Origin of the sequence: Candidatus Epulonipiscium viviparus, assembly GCF_000171335.1 — a bacterium.
Lineage (GTDB): Bacteria > Bacillota > Clostridia > Lachnospirales > Cellulosilyticaceae > Epulonipiscioides > Epulonipiscioides viviparus.
In genome coordinates this window covers 1-22,018 of sequence record NZ_ABEQ01000031.3, presented here as the reverse complement: position 1 = coordinate 22,018, position 22,018 = coordinate 1, and the positions used below count along the sequence as shown (strand labels likewise).

Below are 22,018 nucleotides of genomic sequence, written 5' to 3'. Positions count from 1 at the left end.
AGGAGGACTTTAAATGTTACACGACGAAGAAGTAATCGAAGATGACCTAACTATGGCCGATTTTATGTCAGAGGTTGACAAAACCATGGCAAAAATTCATAGAGGTGATATACGCAAAGCCACAGTTCAAGTAGTGGAAGAAAATGGAATTATYGCAAGTATTGGTTACCACACAGATGCTTATCTCCCTTGGCGAGAATATAGCAACAGAGAATTTGACAAATCAGAAGTTAAGATTGGCGATGAATTTAACGTTAGTATTTTACGTTTAGATGATGGTGATGGCAATGTTTTGATTTCAAAAAAGAAAGTAGAAAACGAAAAATCTTATGATGACATCGAAAAGATGTTTAAAAATAAAGAAATTGTAACTGTAAAACTAAAAGACGTTATTAAAGGCGGTTTAACAACTAGCATAAAAGGCGTCCGTGCGTTTATTCCTGGTTCTCAAATTACAGATACATACGTAGAGGATTTACACAGCTACGTAGGTAAAAGTATTGATGTTCAAATCATTGAATTTGTACCACAAAAACGCAAATTAATTGTTTCCGGAAAAGCTCTTGCTAAACAAAGACGCCTCGAAAAAAGGCAAGCTCGTTTGGATCAACTGCAAGAAGGCGAAAAATATATTGGCAAAATTACCAAACTTATGAATTATGGTGCTTTTGTAGATTTAGATGGAATAGAAGGACTAATTCACAATTCGGATCTGTCTTGGAGTAGAATTAAACACCCCAAAGATATTGTTCAAGAAGGACAAGAAGTAGAAGTTAGTATTATTTCTATAGATAGAGAAAACGGCAAAATTGCTCTGGCTCTTAAGGATATCAACAATGATCCTTGGGAAAATACGGTTGCAAATTTGGAGGAAGGCCAACTAGTTAAAGGGATTGTTACTCGATTTGCCCTATTTGGTGCATTTGTGCGCATAGCAGACGGTGTGGAAGGCTTAATTCATATCTCTCAAATTAGCACCCCTCGCCCGACAAAACCTCAAGATGTGTTAACTTCTGGTCAAGAAGTAGAAGTAAAAATAATCAAAATAGACAAGGCCGAAAAAAGAATCAGTTTGAGTTTAATTGCAGCCTTAGATGAGATAGATCCAGAAACCAAGAAAATGTATATGGCATAATTAAACGGAGCTACCGACGTAGCTCCTTTTTAAGGAGGAGAACTATTGGGTTGGTTAAAAAAAATCGGCTTATCTAAAAATAAAGAAACATATCAAAATAATTTTAATGATCTAGATATTGACAGTTTATTCACTAGCCTGCGATCCAATGCTATAAAAATCAAGAAGCAAGAGAAAATATTGGAAAACATATACCCTTTGGAAGAACCTTTAAAAGAGTATTTATCTCTTGATAGAAGTGTCAAAAACAATTTAACGATATTAGCCGGACGATACAAAGATAGTACTGATGAAAAAAATAAGCTGAATACTAGATTAATAAAAAATAATCCTGCATTGTCCAAAATGGAAGCATACGAAAGCGAAATTCCAGTGTTACAAAACGAATTAAAAGAAGTATCTACTTTAGCATCAAAATATAAAACTAACATAGAATATTTGCGCATTGAAAAAGATAATCTAGTTATTGACCGCGAAGCACTGCTAGTAGGATATGAAGCTTTAGAAAAAATTGGAATGTTTTTCCTTACATTACTTGGTCTCAGCCTTATAATAACCTTCACATTAATGCAAATAATTCGCGAGAGTGTTTGGGTGTATATGAGCATGATTTCAATAGCATTTATGGGRTTTGTACTTTTTTTGATTTTTTCTAAGGAAAGACTGGAAAGAGAATTAGTTCGAAATGAGATCCTTCAAAAAAAAGCTGCTAAATATATACAAAAGTTTCAGATTCATTATTTCACGCAGCAACAATATTTAGATTACCAATATAAAAAACTAGGAATTAATAATGTAGAACAATTAGATAACTATTTTACTAAATATCTCAAAAATAAAGGGCATGAAAGAAATTATCAGCAACACGTGCAAACGCTTCAAGTTTCCGAACAAAAAATTAAGGATACTCTTAGAATCAACGAAGTACCTATTAGGTATATCAATACTATCGAAGAATGGGTACTTAATCCTTACAAGTTAGAAGAAGCTAAAAACATGGTATCTGAAATGGATTCCATAAAAACTCAAATCACCAAAATGAAAGAATATGAGCAAGAGTTGTATGCCACACTTATGAATTATGGCACTCAAGAAGAATATGAAGATACTATTAAAGATAAAATGGGCGAATTTTATAAATGGATTAACGAAGAACTTGACCAAGAGGCATCTGTGTAATGAAGAAAATAACTATAGGCTTAGTAGCACACGTAGACTCTGGCAAAACCACTTTAGCCGAAGGGTTGTTATTTGAAAGCGGTAAAATTAAAACTGCTGGTAGAGTGGATAAAAAAGATGCCTTTTTTGATTCGCATGACTTGGAAAAAAGTCGTGGAATAACTATTTTTTCTAAGCAAGCTCAATTTGAGTACCAAAATTTATCCTTTATATTATTAGATACTCCAGGCCATGTGGACTTTGCATCGGAGATGGAGCGAACACTGTTTGTACTCGATTATGCTATCTTAATAATTAGTGCTACCGACGGGATAAAGGGACATACGCGAACTTTAGCCAAGTTGCTATCTAAATATAACGTACCGACCTTTATTTTTATTAACAAAATGGATCAGGCGGATACTGACAAGGCCGCTATCCTAGAATTACTTCACAATGATATAAGTGACAATTGCGTATCATTTGACGAGACTGCTACAGATTTTTTAGAAAATGTAGCAGTTTGCGATGATCTCACGCTCGAAAAATATCTCGAAACTACAAAATTAACTACGGCACAGATAATAAATTTAATTGCCACTCGCAAAGTGTTTCCCGTATGTTTTGGCTCTGCGTTAAAGCTGTCTGGCATTCGAGAGTTTTTGGATTTAATGGTAAAATATATGATTACACCGACATATGCAGAGTGTTTTGCTGCCAAAGTATTTAAAATTACATTTGATCCACAAGGAAATCGACTTACACATCTTAAGGTTATTGGCGGACATTTAAAAGTTCGTGAAATTATATCGTATCGAGATTTAGTGGAAAAAATTACCGAAATTCGAATATATGAATCTGGTGGATATAAAACTGCAACCGAAGTAGCTGCGGGCGACGTTTGCTCTGTATTAGGCCTAAGCAAAACCAAAGCGGGAGATACATTCGGCGAAAGCTTAGAATACAGCACCAAAATTGAACCCGTACTAAATTATAAAATTGTTGCAACAGACGAAACAAATATTAAAGTTTTATACGAATATCTACAGCAATTAAACCAAGAAGAACCCATGCTTAACATAATTTGGCGTGAAGATATTAAGGAGATAGAAGCCAAAATTATGGGCGAGGTGCAAATTGAAGTTTTAACAAGCATCATTAAGGAACGATTTAATGTATCCGTTACATTTTTAGAAGGAACAGTTGTATACAAAGAAACTATTCAAAACGAGGCAGTTGGGGTCGGTCATTACGAACCACTACGCCATTATGCAGAAGTGATGCTTAAGCTCGAACCTCAACCAACTGGTACCGGAATTGTAATTCATAATGCATGTGCATCCGAAAATTTAGAAAAAAATTATCAGCAACAAATTATTTCTTATCTCAAAAATAATGAACATAGAGGAATGTTGGCTGGATACTCTTTAACAGATATTAAAATTACTCTTTTAGCAGGAATTTCACACAAAAAACACACCTCTCCCAATGACTTTAAAGAAGCTACCCGACGAGCTCTCCGACAAGCCCTAAAACAAGTAGATTCCCTTATATTAGAACCCTATTATAATTTTGTAATTCATCTACCCGAAGCAAATCTTGGTCGTGCGTTAAACGATATCGAAAGATTTTATGGTGCAGGCTCTGTTTCCAATATAGAAAATCAAACTGCAATAATCACAGGACAAGCACCTATTAGTACTATTGCAGGGTATCAAAAAGAGCTTATAGCATATACTCGAGGATTAGGGTCCATTTCGTTTGAAATTGGTACTTTCAATAARGCACATAACTCAGCTGAAATCATTGCTAATGCCGCATACAATGCAGATGCAGATCTAGCCAACCCTGCATATTCCGTATTTTGCTCACACGGAGCTGGATTTATGGTACCTTGGGATCAAGTATTTGACTATATGCATTTAGAACAAACAGCGGAGAAAAAATCTTCTTCGTATGAACAATATAGTATTTCTGCAGAGGAAATAGATCAAATAATAAATAGGGCTACCGCAAATACAGAAAAAAAGCGTAGCTGGAAAAAAGTTATTGAACCAAAAGAGAAAAAAGAAATCAAAGCGGTAGAATATAAATTTGCTAAGAAGAAAGAGTATATACTTGTCGATGCATATAACGTCATCTTTGCTCACACCGATTTTCGAGAATTAATGAATAAAAATCTTGACAGTGCCAGAATAGCGTTACTCGACGAACTTACCAACTACCAAGCCCTAAAAAGATGCGAGATAATTGCTGTCTTTGATGCATACAAGGTTAAGGGCGGCGTTGAGACCATGGAAAAATATCACAATATCTATGTAGTATTTACTAAAGAAGCGCAAACCGCCGACCATTATATCGAAAGATTTGTTCATCAAAATGTAAAAGAGGCCAGAATTACCGTTGTAACTTCCGACCACTTAGAGCAATTGATCATCATTGGCAAAGGCGCCAATGTAATGTCTGCTAAAATTTTTAGAGCATGTATGCAATTGGAAAGCAATGAGCTGTTAGATGAATATCTAACCACAAATCGAATGGAAAAAAATTTTGGTTTTGGAGATTTACTTTTGTAACTAAGTATGGCTAATTCACTAGTCATACTTTTTTTGATAATAAAAACAGCGAGTAACATAACAGTGGTGCTATTCTATCCACAACTTGATGCTACTTATATCGAAAATCTCTAGTTCAATATTGCCTTTTATTTCAAAGTTATTATTTGRGTTTTTCATAAAGAATCTACTGGTAAACACAAATTCTCCATCATTCAGATATATTTCCATTATAGATGCATCAATGAAAATTTCAAAATTATTCAAATTCTCCAGTCTAACTTCACGAACACTACCATATTTTTTCATAAAATCTGTTTGCAATGTTTTAGTTCTATCAACTTTAAATACATTAGATTTATAACACAATTTAAGCGCTTCGTTATCATTTACAAATAAATTTATCTCAAATTCTTCGTTAAATATCTGACTTCTAATATAGCAATGAAATAAATTAGAGTGATTATGGCTTCCTTGAACAAATTTAACGTTATTATCAAAGTCAACCATTGAATAAATGGCTTCGTGTGGTCTTTGATACAATTTATCATTTTTTATACACAGCACTCGCGGCATTGTTAGCATTCCTTGCCATGAAAATTTATCTGACGGATACTGCGCGTCCGGAACTCCTGCCCATCCCATTAAGATTATCTGGTCATCCATTCCCGCAAATGTCTGTGGAGCATAAAAGTCAAACCCTCTGTCTAGCTCATCCCAATGTTTTGTGGTAAATTTTGTATTTTCTCTATCTCCAATAGCATAAAGRCAACTATAGATATTGTTAAATCTACTTTTCTTAGGTTTTATTCCTTGAGGACACCATATAAATACGTCTTGGTTATTTAACTTAAATAAATCTGGGCATTCCCACATAAAAACATCTTCATTATCAATTTCAGAAACTATTAATTCACCCAGTAACTTTGTAGTTTTTTCATCCATTTCACAAATTATAGCACAACCTGTTAAATCCTCTCGTTGCGCTGCACATATAAATTGAATTTTACCATTTTGTATCCAAGGTTTTGGATCTCGTAAATGTTCTGTATATCCTTTTGGAGTTTCTAAAATACATTGCTTTGAATGAGTTTTTCCTGTTATTTTATCTATAAGAGCTACATTTTGATAACTAATGCGCTCTAATTTTTTTCCTTGCCTCGTGTTACCTGTATAGAAACAAAGCAACCCCTCTTCTGTTGATAGTGCTCCGCCAGAATAACATCCATGAATTTCAAAACTTTGAGTTGGTACAATAGGATCAATTTCTGTAAAGTGTATAAAATTTTTTGTAATTAGATGCGCCCAATGTTTCATTCCATGAATACTATCATACGGATACCATTGAAAAAATATATGATAATTGTCTCCATCAAAAACTAATCCATTAGGATCGTTTAACAGTCCTGTTTTTGGATAAATATGGTATTTAGGCAAATAGTTCCTATCTTCTAACACTATTAATCGAACTTTTTCTAATTCTCCAGGGCTAGCTGCATCTATTGATCTATATTTCGATAAAGAGTTTTTTGTATTCATTTTAATTCCCTTCTATTTTTATTCATCTTTCATTACTTCATCTGGCACGCCAAACCATAATGTTAAAAAATACGCTAACACACCAGTTGCAACTGAAATTCCAACATACCATAATAACTGCTTAATATCATAAACATATAGTAATATTCCAGCAATACCAGTTACCCCATTAGCCGTTCCCGCCAAATTCACTAGCATACAAACCACCCCAGCAAATCCTGATACTATCGATGCTATTAACATAGGTTTTAAATTATATCTCATATTTACACCAAAGATTGCCGGCTCTGTAATCCCTAGCCATGCTGAAACTGTTGCCGAGGGTCCAATTTCTCTAACACTTTTCTTTTTGGCCTTTTTGGCTATAGCAAGGCACACAGCGCCTTGAGCAACTGCTGTCATCGAAATAATAGCATTGAATGGATTTAGCCCAGTCGCTGCCAATAATGTTAATTCTAACACATTAAATACATGGTGTACACCGGTGACAACGATAAACATCCAACAAAATCCAATAATAAATCCGCCTATTCCATAAGGCAATCCCATAACTACTGTTCCAATATCCAACAAAAGATTTTCTACGACATGAAAAACAGGTCCAATTGCAAACAATGCTAGAAAAGCTGAGAGTAACAATGTTAAAAATGGTGTAAACACTAAATCTAACGCATTCGGGATTTTTTTTCTCAAATATTTTTCAATATTAGATCCTACATATCCAGAAACTAATGCAGGAATAATGCTTCCTTGATACCCTACCATCGGTATAAATCCAAACACCATAATTGGTGTCACGCCGCTGTTTGGATCTGCTACCACATATGCATTTGGCAAAGCATTTGAAACTAGCATAAGGCCTAATAAAATTCCCAAAACAGGTGTTCCACCAAAAACTCTAAAAGCTGACCAACACACCAATGCAGGTAAAAATGCAAAGGCAGTTTCAGTGAGTATAGAGATAAATGTGATTATGTAGCTTGGAAAGCTATCTATGCTTAGGCCAAAAACTTCCAAAACTGCTGGATTAAATATGAGCCCTTTTAACCCCAAAAATAATCCCGTTGCTACAATAGCAGGAATAATCGGAACGAAAACATCTGCCAGTGTTCTAATAAAGGCCTTCTTAGTATTTTTTTGTGCAACAATCTCTTTGTTATTTAATGTATTTACACCCAACTTGGCTACTTCTTCGTATACCTTATTTACAACTCCCGTTCCCAAAATGATTTGATATTGCCCGGCATTAAAAAATACTCCCTTAATGCCGTTGATCGCTTCTACTTCATCATCATCGATTATTTCACGATTTGCCACGATTAATCTCAGTCGCGTTGCACAATGGGCCATAGAAATAATATTTTCTGACCCACCTACAGATTCTAAAATTTGCTTTGCAACCTCAACGTAATTCATACACATACCCTCTTTCTTTTTTATTATGCAACTATGTACGCGGATTCATTTTTGCATATAATAATATTTTCATATACTATAAAGCAAAAATTTAATATTGTAAATAGAATTGTAACAAAAATTTCCAAATCAACATAATTTTGTTACTAATTTACAATTTCATTAACTTTTTTTATACACTATTCACTATAACAATTATTTTAAAATCGACGATGCGGTAGACGCGCGAACAACCAATCGAGGCTCTACTTCTATCTGTGCAACTTCTGCGGCTAATCCATTAATTTTATCCACCGCTATATCTACACAATATTTTCCTATCTCTGCTGTTGGCTGCGCTATACTAGTTAACTGCGGATCCATCTTTGATGCAAGGATAGTATTATCAAATCCTGCCACCACCACATCTTTTGGAACATGATACGCTAATGAATTTAAACTCCTTATGGCATCACAAGCTGCGATATCGTTGTGGGCAAAAATCGCTGTACAGTTCAGTCCTGTTTCTTTGATACTACTCGTAACTGTCGAAGATTCATCGATTGCTACGCTAGTTTTAAGCTCAATCACCTGAGTAATTGTTGCTCCCAAAATCTTGGCGCTTTGTTGTAAATATAAAAATTTCTCACTCGCTAMTCTTCCAATATAACCGATATTATAATGCCCTAAACTCACAAAATGTTTTACTATTTCTTCAACTCCCTTRTCATGGGAAACCAGTACGCTGTCCAAATTTTCGAATTTTTTTGTAACCGAAATTATAGGAATCTCAAACCGCATTAGTGCTTTTTTAGATGCAGCATAATCTACAGGAATTGCTATTATGGCATCTACTCTCCGCATAAAAAACGTATTAATAATATTGCTTTCTCTGTGCAAATTACTCCCATGTGTTGCTATAATTATGCTATACCCCACTCTCGTTGCTTCGGCTTCTACTGCATTTACTATTTCAGAAAAAAATGGATTGCTTAAATTTGGAATGCTCACTCCTATGATATACGTCTTATTTCCTGCCAAGCTTTGTGCCACTTTGTTGGGTTGATACTTGAGTTTTTTCACCCAATACATCACATTATTTCGTGTTTCTGGGCTAATAGACGGATGTCCCGATAACACTCGTGATACCGTAGCTCTCGATACTTTTGCTTTTTCTGCTACATCTTTCATTGTCACCATTTTAGATCACTCCTCTGTTAATATTGTACACAAATAAAAATTCTCAATCTTCATAAAACTCCTTTTGTTGCGCTTTGAACTATCAACTAATACATAGGCTTTTTTAGAATGGTTTATCAAGAGTTCTTTTTTTGATGCCTCTTTTGCATTATAGGTATATATTCCTTCACCTTCTACAAAGCCATTGGCTCCTAAAAACACTTTGTCAAAATACATATTTGAAATCATTTTCTCAGTTAACGTTCCTTGCACAGATGCTTGGTCTTTGCGTATCTCTCCTCCTAACAAAATATAATTTATCTTCTTGCAGTTCAATTTGTCCAAAATCGATATAGAAGATGTAACTACCGTTAAGTATTTATCCTCCATATAATCAAGCATTGTCGTTGCTGTTGTCCCTGCATCAATGTAGATACTGTCGCCTTCTTCTATCAGTGCACACGCCCTCTTTGCAATTATGACTTTTTGCGCTGTATTTAAAAATTGCTTCTGAGATATCGGGTCATCGCCTTCGTACTTTTTTATACGTACTGCACCGCCTCGCATCACTTCTACCGGAAACGTTTGACTCAATTCTTGCAAGTCTCTTCGTGTTGTTGATAACGAAATATTTAGACTTTTTGATATATCTTTCATAAACATTACTTCATTTTGATTTAATAATTTTAATATTTGCTCTTTTCTTAGTTCTGGTATCATTATCGTTCCATCCTTTACTATTTATTCATATACATACAATAATAAAATACATATGCCATTTCAAGTTTTTTCTCAGATCCGATTATACTTTGCATTTCRTTGAATTGATTTGACATATTATGAACATATTCAATAATTAATAACCCTCAATCTCTTTAATTAACATCGCATAGTCTGCGTTTTGAATAACTGAAATATTATGGATAAATTATGAAATTTTCTGGAATATATTGACATTTATCAAAACGTATGATATAGTTAATATACTAATATCTTATATTTTTATCAAGGAGGATCATATTATGAAAATAGCAATTGGCAATGATCATGTGGCTGTCGCATTAAAAAATTATATCACGAAGTATCTACAAGAAAAAAATATCGAGGTTATTGATGTTGGGACAAATAACAATGATAGAACCGATTACCCAATACCTGCTGCGAAGGTAAGTGAACTCGTTACATCTGGCGTTGCCGATAGAGGCATACTTATATGTGGCACCGGCGTTGGAATTTCCATTGCTGCCAACAAAATTCATGGCATCAGAGCCGTTGTATGCTCCGAGCCATACTCTGCAAAACTATCTGTCGAGCATAACAATACCAATATTTTAGCATTAGGATCTCGAGTTGTTGCCGACGAATTAGCAAAGATGATTGTGTCGGAGTGGCTTGACGCCAGTTATGAGGGCGGTCGACACCAAAAACGAATCGATATGATCACTCAATTAGAGGTTAGCGGGGTACTTACATTATGAAAATATCCGCATCTTTAATGTGTGCCGATTTATTAAATCTAGAGGCTAGCATCAGGCAATTAGAAAAAACTGATATCGAAATGTATCATATTGATATTATGGACGGTCATTTTGTTCCAAATTTATCTCTCAATTTTGACACTCTTGCTGCTATACAAAAAATCGCTACCAAGCCCCTTGATGTTCATCTAATGGTTACCAATCCTCAAGATTACATATCAAAATTGGCCGCACTCAATGTCGACTATATCGTTTTTCATCTCGAAACTTGCAACAACCCCATTCGGCTACTAAACGAAATCAGAGCGCTTGGCATCAAAGGCGGAATTGCACTAAACCCTAAAACTGATCCATTGGCACTTCAATATTTACTCGACTACGTAGATCTTATCGTTATTATGACTGTGGAACCTGGCTTTGCTGGACAAAAATTTATCCCAAGTCAATTATCTAAAATTTCAGCCATCAAAAACATGTGTCAAAATCGAGATATCTTAATAGAGGTCGATGGCAATATAACTCTCGAAAATGCACGGAATTGCTATAATTTGGGCGCTGATATCGGTGTTTTAGGAACTTCAGTTCTCTTTAAAGCAGACGCTGATTATATCGCTGCCACCACAAAATTTCGAAACTATGTAACAAATATTATTTCAATTTAATTATCTCCAATTTGAGTATGGCACTGGTCATACTTTTTTTATTGCACACATGAATAATTACAGTTAAAATAAGGAAAAATATCTAAAAAACATAAGGAGGAAAATTTAATGGCTACAATCAAAGATGTTGCACGCGAAGCAAACGTAGCAATCTCCACTGTATCCAACGTTTTAAATAATGTTGACGTCGTGAGCGAAGCTACCAAAAACAAGGTGCTTTACGCTGTACAAAAACTAAATTATACACCAAATCTCAATGGCAAATTTCTCAAAAGCACAAAAACAGGCTTCATCGGAATCTTTTTGACCAGTGTTGCGGGACCATTTTTCAATCAACTTATAGATACTATTCATCAAGAATGCCGACAGGCTGGCTACGGRTTGATCATTTTCTTAAACGACAAAAATAATGCCGAAGAATCATTTCGGGCCATTTTAGGCAAACGAGTTGATGGTGCTATCATTTTAAACGAAACAATTACGCAAAAACATTTGGAAGTCTTTCGGGATCTGCAAATGCCCGTTGTCTTTCTCGATCGCCAGGTTGAATACAAAACTATTCGCAGCGTCGTGATGGACAATATGCAAGGGATCTACACAGCAGTTAATTATCTTATCCAGCTCGGACATCAAACCTTCGGATTTCTTCATGGATACCAAAACAATTATGACAACAAGGAGCGCTATAAAGGATATCTTCAAGCAGTTGCAGATGGTCAGTGCCACTCCATCTTAGAGTTACATGGCGACTTCTCGGAATCTTCTGCCTATAAAGCAATGGCCAATGCGCTTTCTCACAATATTCATCTGCCAACTGCTCTTATTGCGTCAAACGATCAAATGGCCTGCGGTTGTATTGAAGCTCTCAAGTTTGCMGGATACCACGTGCCCTCAAACATCAGCATCGTCGGCTTTGACAATATAGAAAAAAGTGCCTATTACACCCCCCCAATCACCACCATCGACCCTTGCGCTGCCGAAGTCGGAAAAGTTGCGGTAAAAGTTATTTGCAATCTCATCGACGGAACTGCCACGCAAAGCCACACAATTCCTACCAACTTAATTATTCGCGAGTCGACTCAAATCTGTTTAACAAAATTTCTTTGTTAATTATCGAAATTAATTATTGACATTTCTGCAAAAATTATATATAGTATTTTTATATTAAAAACGTTTTTATAAGTAATTACTTACATAAGAATAATCCATTCTTCCATATATATTTGCTTCTACGAAGAATGCTATAATTATGTGTATTCCAAAAAAATTTGATTATAATAAGGAGAATGCTATGAAAAGTAAAGTATCTAAATTCACGRAGTTTGCTAGAAAAGTGGCTGCGGAAGGCGCTGTGCTACTAAAAAACAACTCTMAMTTTTTGCCTTTAGCTAAAGATGAAAAAGTTGCGGTATTTGGTAGATGCCAAGCAGATTATTATAGATCTGGCACGGGCTCTGGAGGCGCTGTTAACGTCGAATATAAAACTGATCTCATAAATAGTTTGGCTGCACGAAATTTCGTAACAATCGATACACATATCAAACATCTATATGATACTTGGCTTGCTCAAAATCCATTTGATGATGGCGGCGGTGGCTGGGCCTGCGAACCTTGGTGCCAAATCGAAATGCCGCTTGAAGCATCTGCCGTTGAAGCTGCTGCTAACCAAAACGACAAAGCAATTGTGGTGATCGGCCGAACTGCTGGAGAAGATAAAGACAATATGGCAGCAGAGGGAAGCTACTTTCTCACTGCAGCAGAAATTGAAATGCTAAACGTTGTCAAAACCAATTTTGCTAAGGTTGGCGTTATCGTAAATGTAGGCAATATCATCGATATGTCTTGGGTTGATGACAAAATCGATATGGTCATTTATTCTTGGCACGGCGGAATGGAGGGCGGAAATGCTATCGTCGATGTACTAGTTGGTGATCTAACTCCTAGCGGCAAGTTGCCCGACTCTATTGCGACGACCATCGATGACTACCCATCAACTAAAAATCATGGCAGCGCAACCCAAAACTTTTATGAAGAGGATATTTATGTTGGATACAGATATCTCGAAACTTTTGCAGCAGATCGCGTCTTATATCCATTTGGCTTCGGGTTATCATATACTCAATTTACAATCAGCAATGTTACTGGAACTATTCATGCCGGGACTGCCAAAATYACAGCAACAGTGACCAACRTTGGCGATGCATATTCGGGTCGCGAGGTTGTTCAGGTATATTTGCAAGCACCTCAAGGTCAACTAGGAAARCCTACCCGAAGCTTAGTGGGTTTTRCCAAGACTCCGCTGCTTGCACCTCACGAATCYACTGTGGTAAAAATTTCCATYCCATTTTATAGCATGGCTTCATATGACGACTCGGGGGCGACAGGACACAAATCTGCGTATGTATTAGAAGCYGGCGAATACATTTTTCACGTTGGAAACAGTGTGAGAGAAACTGTTATCGCCGTATTTGACACCAGYTTGGTTCTCGACTCCACAAAGATTGTTGCCCAGCTCGAAGAAGCGCTTGCTCCAACCACATCGTTTAATCGAATTAGGCCCGATGCATCTGGTAATGTTGCATACGAAGCCGCTCCAACACGCACTGTCGACTTGGCTGCACGCATGACCGCAATGGCACCTCAAGCAATAGCAATCACTGGTGACGCAGGAATTAATCTCAAAAATGTTATCACCGAATCTGATATGGAAAAATTCATTGCGCAACTAACTGCAGACGATCTGGCCGCCATAGTACGTGGCGAAGGAATGAGTCATCCGCAAGTCACTCCGGGCACTGCATCTGCTTTTGGTGGGGTCACTACTCATCTGCGAGACGATTTGGGAATCCCTCTTATGTGTGCTGCAGACGGACCTTCGGGCATCAGGATGGAAAGCGGACGCACTGCAACTCAGCTTCCTATCGGAACACTCATCGCTTCAACGTGGGACGAAGCCTTAGTCGAAGAACTCTACACTATGGAAGGCGAAGAGCTCAAGAACAATTATGTCGATGTACTACTCGGTCCTGGATTAAATATACACCGAAGCCCTCTAAATGGCCGCAACTTCGAATACTTTTCAGAAGATCCATTGCTGACCGGAAAAATGGCTGCCGCAGTAGTTCGCGGAGTTCACCAGGGCGGTGCCGAGGGAACATTAAAGCATTTTGCTTGCAACAGCCAGGAAACGCATCGTCACGAGGTAAATGCAGTAGTTTCAGAAAGGGCCGTGCGTGAAATTTATTTAAAAGGCTTCGAAATTGCTATCAAAGAAGGAAATGCTAAGAGCGTAATGACAGCGTATAATCCTCTAAACGGCATTTGGACTGCATCAAACTATGATTTGAACACCACAATTTTGCGAGGCGAATGGGGCTTTGACGGCATAGTGATGACTGACTGGTGGGCAAAAATGAATGACTGCATCGACGGCGGAGAAGGCACTCGACAAAACGTTTCCAGCATGGTACGCGCGCAAAACGATTTATATATGGTAGTAGGAAATTTCGGTGCCGGAAGTAATATCAGCCAAGATAATATTCCCGAAGACCTTGCCAGCGGAAAGTTATCGATTGCCCAACTACAGCGCTCTGCTAAAAACATCTGTAAATTTGCTCAATCCACTGTTGCAATCACACGAGATGAACTAATCTTCGGAAAGCCGCAACCGCTAGTAGCGCAGGATATCTCGACAGAAGGGCTGGAAATTGTTACCACAGAGCTTTCGTTTACAGGCAAAACGCACACTTTTGCATTTGCCAACGATGGGTCCTATCAATTGGATGCCACATTTAATTGCTCTATGCCCGGCCTTTCGCAAACCAGCTGTAACGTATATATAAACGGCAACCTGGTAACCACGATCCAAAGCGGAAATACTTCCGGAGAGTCCGTTACGCGCCAGCTGGCCAACCTCGATTTGCATCCTGGGGCATACACCATCACGTGCGAAGGCGTCAACCCAACATTCGTCATCGACAAATTCACATTCACAAAACTGTAACTCGCTCCTAATCATCCGGCCAACGCTACAGCATGCGATTTCGATTATGCTTCAACTACTGCGAAAGCCGCAACCGCTAGTAGCGCAGGATATCTCGACAGAAGGGCTGGAATTGTTACCACAGAGCTTTCGTTTACAGGCAAAACGCACACTTTTGCATTTGCCAACGAGGGGTCCTATCAATTGGATGCCACATTTAATTGCTCTATGCCCGGCCTTTCGCAAACCAGCTGTAACGTATATATAAACGGCAACCTGGTAACCACGATCCAAAGCGGAAATACTTCCGGAGAATCCGTTACGCGCCAGCTGGCCAACCTCGATTTGCATCCTGGGGCATACACCATCACGTGCGAAGGAGTCAACCCAACATTCGTCATCGACAAATTCACATTCACAAAACTGTAACTCACTCCTAATCATCCGGCCAACGCTACAGCATGCGATTTCGATTATGCTTCAACTACTGCGAAAGCCGCAACCGCTAGTAGCGCAGGATATCTCGACAGAAGGGCTGGAATTGTTACCACAGAGCTTTCGTTTACAGGCAAAACGCACACTTTTGCATTTGCCAACGAGGGGTCCTATCAATTGGATGCCACATTTAATTGCTCTATGCCCGGCCTTTCGCAAACCAGCTGTAACGTATATATAAACGGCAACCTGGTAACCACGATCCAAAGCGGAAATACTTCCGGAGAATCCGTTACGCGCCAGCTGGCCAACCTCGATTTGCATCCTGGGGCATACACCATCACGTGCGAAGGAGTCAACCCAACATTCGTCATCGACAAATTCACATTCACAAAACTGTAACTCACTCCTAATCATCCGGCCAACGCTACAGCATGCGATTTCGATTATGCTTCAACTACTGCGACAACACCAATTTTAATATTACTATTGAAGGAGTTATTTATTATGAACATCACATTTTTAGACGGAGCATTAGGATCCAATCTTTTACAGACTGCTAGTGCCAATGTTTTTGAACTTAATCTCACTCACCCCGATTTGGTTGCACAGCTTCATCGCGAGTACGTTGCTGCTGGTGCTCAAATCGTTGCTAGCAATACATTCGGTGTGAATCGGATCTCTGCTGCCAAAACGAAATACGCTGTTGGAGAGCTTATTGAGGCCGGGCTACAAATAGCTTTTGATGCCATTTCAGATACCGATACTGCCAAAGTCGCGTTTGATATCGGACCTCTTGCCGCGTTATTAGAGCCGTTTGGAGATCTGTCTGAAGAGGAATGCTCCGAGATATATGCCGAAATTTTGGCCAGCGGAATCTCACAAAAGCCAAACTATATATTTTTCGAAACTTTTATGGATGTCGAAATGCTAAAACTTGCCGTCGCTGTTGCAGATAATTATGATGTACCGATTTTGGCGGCGATGTCTTTCTTGCCAGTCGGAAAAACCATAATGGGCAATAGTGTCGACGACTTTCTCGCAGCTATGAGCAAATTTAAAAATGTAGTTGCCGTCGGGCTAAATTGTTCCGACACTCCAACTAATCTTGCGAAAGTGGTTCAGGAATTTGCCGCGAAATCTAGCTGGCCGATTATAATAAAGCCCAATGCAGGATTACCTCAAAGTGTAGATGGCGAGATTTCTTATGCGACCGACGCCGAGTTCTTTGCTGCCGAGATGGCATACGCGCTCCAAATTCCCAATGCTTATGTTGGTGGCTGTTGCGGCACCACCCCATTACACATCCAGCAGCTGGTGGTGCAGTATTCCAAATAGCTTTGATTATCCAAGGTTTCTCAAATATACAAACATCTGGCATGTATATCTATACTCTTAGCAATCCATACTATAAAGGCTAGGACAAATGAGTAGTGTGTGAATATTATCTTTAGATTACCAAGTCAGATTACAGCAAAGGAGAATGACATTATGAAAAGAAGTCTAACTTTTGGTTTAATGGCACTAACTTTAGCATGCGGAGGAATTTCCAACTATGCAGCAGTAAATAATGACGATATCGTAATACTTTATAGAGGGAATGCAGACGAAAAACTTGGGTATACTGGCATTTCGGTATATGCTGATGAATTAAAAGAATTGACCACAGTTGATTTGCCTGTGTATGATTCTCCCACAATAATTCGAAGCGGCGATACTGATGTAGCATTTGTAGGAATCACGCGAAGGGACACTGGTGCCGACAATTTGTATGACAGCGTTCAGGAATCGGTTAACGCCGCCATTACAGATGGTGCGGACTATGTAATTGCAGTATCACATTTGGGTGATGATTTAGGTTTAAGGCCTTGGCGATCAGTGGATGTTGTCGCAAACACTGTTGGGATTGACGCTATGATAGACGGAAACCCCGACAACGAGATGAGCAATTTCTTGGTGCAAAACGCAAACGACGAAGATGTTATCGTAACCTACACGGGAGACGAGTTTAATACTGTCGGTAAGATTTTGATTAACCCAGAAACCCACGCAATTAGTTCGGAGTTTTTAGAGGGCGATTTGCTACTTCCATATCGAAGTATTTACAATGAGAATGCTCTCAATCTTACCTATCCGTTCTTAGACAGTATGCATCCAAATATCGATGAAATATATCCGCTGATAAATACTGATAATACAATAGATGTTGATTTTGTAGATGAATACGTCATTGCACCGAATGACAACCTTTCTACTATAGCGCAAAATATCTACGGAGATGCGAGTCGATATCTCGAAATTTATGAATTAAATAGTGACATTATCGAGAATCCGAATTTAATCTATCCTGGTCAAGTTCTACTCTTGCCTATATGATACACAAACGCATAAAGTAGGGTGCGAATCGGCGACGCATCCTATTACTTATTTAGCAGATCCCGGTGCTCTTCTATAAACTCGGMAACGCTCGCGTCGGATCCAAATAACGTTTGCACTTGCTCRTTATGCACCATYGCTGCAGCTGATTCTAGTGCTGTATCCCAAGCAAAAACTCCTGTCTTATATTCTGCTAGCAAGTCCTTGATTTGAATTAACAGTGGATTGAGATTTCTCTCGTCCATTTCAACATCCCATCCGCTAAATCCAGCGCCTGTCTCATATGCSGCAATCCCCATTTGCTCGTTGATATATATYGCAAACTTGGCTGCCTCTTCTTTGTGTTTCGTATTTTTGTTCACCCAAAACGATTCTATAAACCCTCCTACATAATCTGATTTCTCGCCCTTCCCTTCTATTATCGGAATATCTAATGCTATGATTTTGTCGGGATTTATTTGTGACTCTTCGTTCAGATAAACTTGGTTTGCAAACCAGCTTCCCGTAATCCTCATTGCTGCCTCGCCGTTCATAAAAGCAATGTTGGCAGCATCATAGCCATTCTCTAGCGGATTTTCGCCAAATGCTTCCATCTCCACTAGCTCCACAACTTTTGCTGCAGCCTCGGCATAACCTGGATCATCTCCAAATGTTGCTTCAGATTTTAGCATACTATTTACATTTGCAGCTCCCACTTCTCTCATTACCAGTGCCTGATAGATGAATGCCGCATCCCAGCCGTCTTTTGCGCCCGATGCGATTGGCGTTACCCCYTCCAAAGTTTTCAATTTTTCGCAGGCAACAAGCAGTTGATCGTATGTAGCTGGCAGTTGCGCATCCGCCTTAGCAAACAGCTCTGTGTTGGCATAAAGAGACATCACCCACGAAAATGATGGCAATGAATATATTTTATTATCAAACTCAAACGCTGAAATTGCGCCAGGCAAAATTTTTGTTAGATCTGTAATGTATTCATCCAGAGGCAATAGCTTGTTTGCATCAACCAACTTTTTTGCTGTCCCCGCTCCCCAATAATAAAATATATCGATGCTATCCGCTGTTCCCGCAAACTCTGCCGCAATCTTGGTTTTATACGCTTCTGTTGATAGCGTTTTGGTAGTAATGGTAATATTTGGATTCATCGCCTTATATTCGGCAACTGCAGCTTCGTAAAGCGATTTTAGCTGATTAGATTCATTTGTCCACTGATGCCACACGTTTAGATTTACTATATTTTCTGAATTTTCTTCTACATCTGAAACCTCCGCTGCACATGAAACAAAACATACTGTAATCATTCCATGTACCATTAGCAATAAAAATTTCTTCATACTTTTCCTCCCGTTACTGTATCTCTTTGCCGCTCTTAAACTCTTTAATAGTTAGCCCGGTACGCTTTTTAAAGCATATTCCAAAGTAGTGCGCATCACGAAATCCCACCTGCTCTGCAACCTCATAGACCTTCAAATCTGTTTCGTTTAGTAACCTAATACTCTCGTTGATTCGTTTTTGCGTAATATATTCTATCAGGCTAACTCCAATTTCTTGCTTAAACAGCCTACTTAGATAACTTTCGTTGGAATACGTTTTTGATGCCACTAATTTTAGAGAGAGATCCGGATTATAGATTTCGGTGCTAACATAATCTAGTGCCTCTATAATAATTTTGTGCAACCTCTTATTTTGGGTGGGTTCTGCCTTTATTACCTCGACCGTATTCGGGATGTTTGGTGGGGCCTTTTTAGTTTGCGCATCAAATTTCAGCGTCTCAACCAACGCCGCAATCTCTTCCATATTAATTGGCTTTAGCAAAAAGTCCGTTACCCCCAACTTCAATGCTCGTCGCGCATAATCAAATTCTCTATATCCTGTTACGATCACGATCTGGCAGTTCGGCAATTGTTTTCGTATTTTTGCCGTAAGCTCCAATCCATTCATTTGTGGCATATTTATATCGGTTAAAATTAGGTCCGGAATACTGCTTTGTATAAATTTTAACGCCTCTGCAGCGCTAGAAGCTTCACCAATAATTTCAAACCCATGCTTTGCCCAATCAAACCCCTTTCGTATTAAAACTCTTTCCAATTTTTCATCATCTACTAGCAATACCTTTATCATATTACACCACCTTAATTCTGATTATAAATTCGGTGCCACTTTCAATTTCGCTATAAATAGCAATCGGATTTTCTATATGATAATATAGCTTGACTCTCTGAATTAGACTGTATATGCCAAATCCGGAATTCTCCACATTGCCGTTTAGTACCTGCTCTATTCGCTCATCGTCCATTCCGCAACCATCATCCGTAATAATAAAAATGATTTCATCTTCATCGCGATAAATCTTGATATGAATAGCTCCGCTACCCTCTTTTTCTTTTATGCCATGATATACAGCGTTTTCCACAACTGGTTGCAGCAATAATTTTAGCATCATTACAGGCTTTAGCTCCTCTTCTATATCATATGAAAATTGAATTTTATTATCATAACGTATATTTAGAATCGTAATATAACTAACTATACTCGCCACTTCTTGTTCAATTGTTATAAAATCTCGCCCACTATTTAAACTATTTCTGTAAAATTTTCCCAAAGCCTGCACCATCTGAAAACATTTTTTATGATCCTCCATTAATGCCAGTGCCGATACCGCATCCAATGTATTATACAAAAAGTGTGGATTAATTTGCGCTTGAATTAGATTGATCTCGCTTTTAGCATTGACGTGTTCCTCTTCCTTTACCTTTTCGATCAACATTTCTATAGAAGCTGCCATATGATTGAACACTTTTTTTAGGCGAGTTATTTCGTTTTCAGATAGCTCCACTGGCATCTCAACAAATTTTCCTGTTTCTATCAGCTTCATGTGCAATGCAATAGCATCTAGCGGATCGAAAATCATTCGGTTTACTTCAGCAGAATACAACACCGCAACCACTATATTTAACAGCATAATGCCTATGATTATGGCATAAAATGGAATGTTTTTTCCGATGTTACGAATCTTAAAGCTCCCCATCAATGTCCATTCTGCATGGGGTAACTTTTYGCTTACAACCACCGCCGTGTGATCTGCGATTGTAACTACTTCGCCATTTTTCATATCGAACGCAACATAATTTTGGTATTGCGTAACATTTTCTTTGGGAGGAATTATAAACTCGCCTGTCGCATCAACGATAAAAAATTGTGAATCATATGCCGAACTCACTTTATCAAAAAACTTATGAAATGTTTCGGCTTCTATAGTCAATAATAATATTGCAATAGGCTCGTAATTTTCTTTATTACCTATTTCGCGTATATATGAAATATAGTTTAAATCGTCTCTATACGGAAACTGCAGCACATTTTCGCTTCGATGCACAAAAAATCCGTTCCCATCTGCCGCTTTCATCTGCGTATACCAATCGGTTTGAGTAATTTTTKGGGGGTCTACATAAATTGGCGCCACTTTATATGCCGAGTATGAGTTCAAATATTTATCAAATACAAAAGCACTAGCAATGTAGTCGGCCGATAAAATAATATTGCTCAAACTCTGGTTTATCTCTTTGTTGATCTTAGGCTCTATATAATCTTGCGAGATGCTAATCAAAGATTCTTGTACGTCATCATCAAAATATATTAAATTTGAAAACTGCGTAACATTATCAAATATAAAATTCAAATTTTCGGCTAATGCACTGATTGTTTGCTTTCCTGCCCCTCTAACTTCTTGYTCGATATATCGTTGAGTGATATTGGCAATCGCAATGGCAGTAACAGAAAATGTCAAAATAAGCACTGCGATGTAAATTAAAATTATTTTTGTTCTAATTTGTAGTTTATTCATTAATCTTCTCATTTCTTTGTATTATTTTACTACAATGACATTTATGATACGATATATTATATTTTTGTATGCATTGTTAAAAACATGTTGACATTATATAAATTGTATTCTATTATTTAATAATAAATTTAACAGAAAGGGTTGAAATTATGAAAAAATTTTTATCAATAGCGTTACTTTCTAGTATAACCTTTGCACTCTCAGCCTGTGCCGATACCAGTACTCCTGTCGATACAAGCAATCTTGTTGGGGTCTCTATGCCCACTCAAGATTTACAACGTTG

The 22,018-nt window shown here is 37.9% G+C and carries 18 protein-coding genes; 9 read left to right on the top strand and 9 right to left on the bottom strand.

The features are described 5' to 3' along the window. Positions 1–13 precede the first annotated feature (13 nt). Genes rpsA through EPU_RS11685 form a run of 3 tightly spaced genes read left to right on the top strand, consistent with a single transcriptional unit; the run spans position 14 to position 4,869 of the window. A complete protein-coding gene (gene rpsA / locus EPU_RS05895; RefSeq protein WP_029488109.1) occupies positions 14–1,135 on the top strand; it encodes a 30S ribosomal protein S1 in 1,122 nt (373 codons plus the stop codon). Positions 1,136–1,180: 45 nt separating this feature from the next. Beyond that, positions 1,181–2,314, top strand: a complete 1,134-nt coding sequence (locus EPU_RS05890) for a hypothetical protein (protein ID WP_010167580.1) — start codon at positions 1,181–1,183, stop codon at positions 2,312–2,314. Continuing rightward, positions 2,314–4,869, top strand: coding sequence for a translation factor GTPase family protein (locus EPU_RS11685; RefSeq protein WP_044149654.1), 2,556 nt, complete (start codon positions 2,314–2,316; stop codon positions 4,867–4,869). The genes EPU_RS05890 and EPU_RS11685 overlap by 1 nt, the downstream gene beginning before the upstream one ends. Before the next feature lie 69 nt (positions 4,870–4,938). Here EPU_RS11685 and EPU_RS05880 read toward each other — a convergent pair whose 3' ends face one another. From EPU_RS05880 to EPU_RS05865, 4 genes are all read right to left on the bottom strand, one after another. Beyond that, positions 4,939–6,387 carry a glycoside hydrolase family 32 protein gene (locus tag EPU_RS05880; RefSeq protein WP_029488108.1) on the bottom strand — a complete coding sequence of 483 codons (1,449 nt, stop codon included), beginning with the start codon at positions 6,385–6,387 and terminating at the stop codon, positions 4,939–4,941. 18 nt (positions 6,388–6,405) lie between these two features. Beyond that, entirely contained in the window at positions 6,406–7,803 is a 1,398-nt protein-coding gene (locus EPU_RS05875) for a PTS transporter subunit EIIC (RefSeq protein WP_010167577.1), read from the bottom strand. A gap of 195 nt (positions 7,804–7,998) precedes the next feature. Next, entirely contained in the window at positions 7,999–8,982 is a 984-nt protein-coding gene (locus tag EPU_RS05870) for a LacI family DNA-binding transcriptional regulator (RefSeq protein WP_029488106.1), read from the bottom strand. Positions 8,983–8,988: 6 nt separating this feature from the next. After that, complete coding sequence (locus tag EPU_RS05865) at positions 8,989–9,681, bottom strand: DeoR/GlpR family DNA-binding transcription regulator (RefSeq protein ID WP_010167574.1); 693 nt, start codon at positions 9,679–9,681, stop codon at positions 8,989–8,991. A 302-nt stretch (positions 9,682–9,983) separates the two neighbouring features. Here EPU_RS05865 and rpiB point away from each other — a divergent pair, with 302 nt between their 5' ends. From rpiB to EPU_RS05845, 4 genes are all read left to right on the top strand, one after another. After that, complete coding sequence (gene rpiB, locus EPU_RS05860) at positions 9,984–10,439, top strand: ribose 5-phosphate isomerase B (protein ID WP_010167572.1); 456 nt, start codon at positions 9,984–9,986, stop codon at positions 10,437–10,439. After that, the gene (gene rpe, locus EPU_RS05855) at positions 10,436–11,101 is read left to right on the top strand and encodes a ribulose-phosphate 3-epimerase (RefSeq protein ID WP_010167570.1); all 666 of its coding nucleotides are present in this window, start codon (positions 10,436–10,438) and stop codon (positions 11,099–11,101) included. Before rpiB ends, rpe begins: the two co-directional genes overlap by 4 nt. A 108-nt stretch (positions 11,102–11,209) precedes the next feature. Next, positions 11,210–12,211 carry a LacI family DNA-binding transcriptional regulator gene (locus tag EPU_RS05850; RefSeq protein WP_010167568.1) on the top strand — a complete coding sequence of 334 codons (1,002 nt, stop codon included), beginning with the start codon at positions 11,210–11,212 and terminating at the stop codon, positions 12,209–12,211. Positions 12,212–12,392: 181 nt separating this feature from the next. Continuing rightward, entirely contained in the window at positions 12,393–15,104 is a 2,712-nt protein-coding gene (locus tag EPU_RS05845) for a glycoside hydrolase family 3 protein (protein WP_029488105.1), read from the top strand. A 179-nt stretch (positions 15,105–15,283) separates the two neighbouring features. On the opposite strand, the gene EPU_RS05840 is transcribed toward EPU_RS05845, so the two are convergent. Both EPU_RS05840 and EPU_RS05835 read right to left on the bottom strand, forming a co-directional pair. Continuing rightward, the gene (locus tag EPU_RS05840) at positions 15,284–15,517 is read right to left on the bottom strand and encodes a hypothetical protein (RefSeq protein ID WP_156778405.1); all 234 of its coding nucleotides are present in this window, start codon (positions 15,515–15,517) and stop codon (positions 15,284–15,286) included. 174 nt (positions 15,518–15,691) lie between these two features. Then, on the bottom strand, positions 15,692–15,925 hold the full coding sequence (locus EPU_RS05835; RefSeq protein WP_156778405.1) for a hypothetical protein: 234 nt from the start codon (positions 15,923–15,925) through the stop codon (positions 15,692–15,694). A 100-nt stretch (positions 15,926–16,025) separates the two neighbouring features. Between EPU_RS05835 and EPU_RS05830 the strand changes: the two genes are divergently transcribed. Both EPU_RS05830 and EPU_RS12675 read left to right on the top strand, forming a co-directional pair. Then, a complete protein-coding gene (locus EPU_RS05830; protein ID WP_010167561.1) occupies positions 16,026–16,856 on the top strand; it encodes a homocysteine S-methyltransferase family protein in 831 nt (276 codons plus the stop codon). 153 nt (positions 16,857–17,009) lie between these two features. Further along, positions 17,010–17,894: a LysM peptidoglycan-binding domain-containing protein gene (locus tag EPU_RS12675; RefSeq protein WP_010167558.1), complete on the top strand. Its 885-nt coding sequence runs from the start codon at positions 17,010–17,012 to the stop codon at positions 17,892–17,894. Between the two features lie 44 nt (positions 17,895–17,938). On the opposite strand, the gene EPU_RS05820 is transcribed toward EPU_RS12675, so the two are convergent. From EPU_RS05820 to EPU_RS05810, 3 genes are read right to left on the bottom strand one after another with little or no spacing between them, the layout of a single operon-like run. Further along, on the bottom strand, positions 17,939–19,225 hold the full coding sequence (locus tag EPU_RS05820; RefSeq protein WP_029488103.1) for an ABC transporter substrate-binding protein: 1,287 nt from the start codon (positions 19,223–19,225) through the stop codon (positions 17,939–17,941). 13 nt (positions 19,226–19,238) lie between these two features. Continuing rightward, positions 19,239–20,012, bottom strand: coding sequence for a response regulator transcription factor (locus EPU_RS05815; protein WP_010167555.1), 774 nt, complete (start codon positions 20,010–20,012; stop codon positions 19,239–19,241). A gap of 1 nt (position 20,013) precedes the next feature. Next, on the bottom strand, positions 20,014–21,735 hold the full coding sequence (locus EPU_RS05810; RefSeq protein ID WP_029488102.1) for a cache domain-containing sensor histidine kinase: 1,722 nt from the start codon (positions 21,733–21,735) through the stop codon (positions 20,014–20,016). Positions 21,736–22,018 lie beyond the last annotated feature (283 nt).

Bases quoted from the DNA above. Each gene is read 5' to 3' on its own strand.
- EPU_RS05830 (WP_010167561.1), top strand. From the start codon at position 16,026: ATGAACATCACATTTTTAGACGGAGCATTAGGATCCAATCTTTTACAG.
- rpe (WP_010167570.1), top strand. From the start codon at position 10,436: ATGAAAATATCCGCATCTTTAATGTGTGCCGATTTATTAAATCTAGAG.
- EPU_RS12675 (WP_010167558.1), top strand. From the start codon at position 17,010: ATGAAAAGAAGTCTAACTTTTGGTTTAATGGCACTAACTTTAGCATGC.
- rpiB (WP_010167572.1), top strand. From the start codon at position 9,984: ATGAAAATAGCAATTGGCAATGATCATGTGGCTGTCGCATTAAAAAAT.
- EPU_RS05815 (WP_010167555.1), bottom strand. From the start codon at position 20,012: ATGATAAAGGTATTGCTAGTAGATGATGAAAAATTGGAAAGAGTTTTA.
- EPU_RS05875 (WP_010167577.1), bottom strand. From the start codon at position 7,803: ATGAATTACGTTGAGGTTGCAAAGCAAATTTTAGAATCTGTAGGTGGG.
- EPU_RS05865 (WP_010167574.1), bottom strand. From the start codon at position 9,681: ATGATACCAGAACTAAGAAAAGAGCAAATATTAAAATTATTAAATCAA.